The following is a 1985-nucleotide window of genomic DNA, read 5'->3' on the forward strand; positions in this document are numbered from 1 at the left end:
CATTCCCAAATGCACAGGGTGGCGATCAGTCCCACACCCCAGCCACACGCGCCATTGCCGCGCGAGCGGCTTCGTCCCTGGGCCGTGAGTGAAGTCCGCTGCTGTTTGCCAAGTGCCTGCCCCGCTGCGACGCCACAGGCAGAACCGCTACGATCCCACGCGCAGGCTGCATCTGTTGACTGCGGTCACGGCGTACGGGCGCTGCGGCACCACACGACCAGCGCCTCGGCAAAGAGGGACATTGCCGGCGACACCTCGCGCGACGGGTAGTAGAGATAGAACCCCGGCAAGGGTCCGATGCAGTCGTCCAGCACGCTTTCCAGGCGGCCCGCCTCGAGGTCCTCCGCTACCATGTGGTGCCACAGGCAGGTCAGCCCCAGACCCCGGATCGCGGCCTGCCGCAGCAACGCTCCGTCGTTGAACACCATCGTGGTGGCATTCCGGAACATCGCCTCACCCGTCGGCCCGACGAACCGCCAGGGCATCACGCGGCGCGCCGAATGCATCCGGTAGCCGAGGCAAGGATGCCCCGCCAGGTCCTCCGGACGGACAGGCCGCCCGGCCCGGTCAAGATAATCGGGCGCCGCGACGACCACCGGCCGGGTCTCCTCGGTCAGGCGCCGGGCGATCATGTCCTGCTCCAACCTGTCCCCCATGCGGATACCGGCATCGAACTGGCCCTGCACCAGGTCTTCCAGTGCATCGGTTGCGGCGATCTCGATCTGGATGCCGGGGTGCGCGGCCCGGAAGGCCGGGAGCATCGGCAGGACCAGCAGTTCAGCGGCGTCGCGCCCCATCGTCAGGCGCAGCAGCCCAGAGGGCTGATCCGCCGCGGCGGCCACCTGCGACAGCGCCGCGGTGATTTCGTCGAGCGCAGGGCCGAGCCGAGCCAACAGGGCCTCTCCCACGGTCGTCGGCGCGACCGAGCGCGTGGTGCGCGACAACAGCCGCTGGCCGATATCGTCCTCCAGCCGCCGGATGGCATGGCTCAGCGCCGATTGCGTCACGCCCAGCTCGGCCGCCGCGCGGGTGAAGCTGCCGTGCTCGGCCACCACACGCAACGCGGCAAGGGTATCGAGGCGGTCACGCGCCATTCATGACTCCTTTTCATTGACCCAAGAAAAGTGACGGACTTCCAGCCCGAATGGAAGCATCGTATCTCCCTGCCATGACACATGGGCGCAGCTCCTCGACCGCCCCGACGCAAAGGACATTAGATGACCGCCAGGATCACTCGCCTCAACCCGACCTCCCTTCCCGACACGAGCGCCATCGGCTACGCGCAGATTTCCATCGCGCAGCCGGGACGCATGGCCTTCGTCTCTGGCCAGGTGGCTGGCGCGGAGGCCGTGGCAGAGGGCTTCGAGGCGCAGGTCGCAGACGTGATGCGCAAGGCTGGTGCCGCGCTTGAGGCGCTGGACGCGACGACAGAGGACATCGTCCTGGCTCGGGCCTACGTGGTCGACCTGGACGAGGTCCGGTTGGGCATCTGCGTCGCGCAGCTCAACGCTTTCTGCAAAGGCGCCACGCCATCGCTAACGGGTGTTGGCGTGGCGGCGCTGGCTGGTCCAAGTCTGCTGGTCGAGATGGAATTGCAGGTCCTGCTGCGCGACTGATGCGCTGGCGGTGACACCAAGCGGGGTGCATGTTCCGCAAAATCAGTTCGAGCAGCCTCGCGTCTCGACTTCCCGTACTTGTCGGGACGCAAAGAGAAACCATGCCGCCGGTCGGATGTAATATCTCCGACGGCCGGAATCTCCCCCCTATCGACCTTCATCCTTCGAGAATGCCGCGCGATGGACGAATGGCCGGTCTGGTGAAGCTGCACCCCAGCGATCGGCCAGCGACTGAACGGCGGCTAATGGGATGAACCGTCCACCAGCTGCGCCTGGATCGAATGTCCGCAGAGGTGAAGGATTTTCGATGCGGGCCGTGGTGCAACGGTGCCGCTTGACGAGTGGTCGGCCGGCGTTGGAAATCCTCCC

At 66.5% G+C, this 1985-nt stretch carries 2 protein-coding genes; one reads left to right on the forward strand and one right to left on the reverse strand.

From position 1 onward, the window contains the following. Positions 1 to 185: 185 nt before the first annotated feature. A complete protein-coding gene (locus G0D83_RS00025; protein WP_164188494.1) occupies positions 186 to 1094 on the reverse strand; it encodes a LysR family transcriptional regulator in 909 nt (302 codons plus the stop codon). A 123-nt stretch (positions 1095 to 1217) separates the two neighbouring features. On the opposite strand from G0D83_RS00025, the gene G0D83_RS00030 reads away from it, so the two are divergent. Then, positions 1218 to 1616 (forward strand): Rid family hydrolase, encoded by a 399-nt coding sequence (locus G0D83_RS00030; RefSeq protein ID WP_164188496.1) that lies wholly within the window; start codon positions 1218 to 1220, stop codon positions 1614 to 1616. The last annotated feature ends 369 nt before the right edge of the window (positions 1617 to 1985 follow it).

The organism is Salipiger sp. PrR003, assembly GCF_010500785.1.
Classification (GTDB): Bacteria; Pseudomonadota; Alphaproteobacteria; order Rhodobacterales; family Rhodobacteraceae; genus Salipiger; species Salipiger pacificus_A.

Excerpts from the sequence above, each read along its gene's own strand:
- G0D83_RS00025 (WP_164188494.1), bottom strand. The coding sequence starts at position 1,094 with ATGGCGCGTGACCGCCTCGATACCCTTGCCGCGTTGCGTGTGGTGGCC.
- G0D83_RS00030 (WP_164188496.1), top strand. The coding sequence starts at position 1,218 with ATGACCGCCAGGATCACTCGCCTCAACCCGACCTCCCTTCCCGACACG.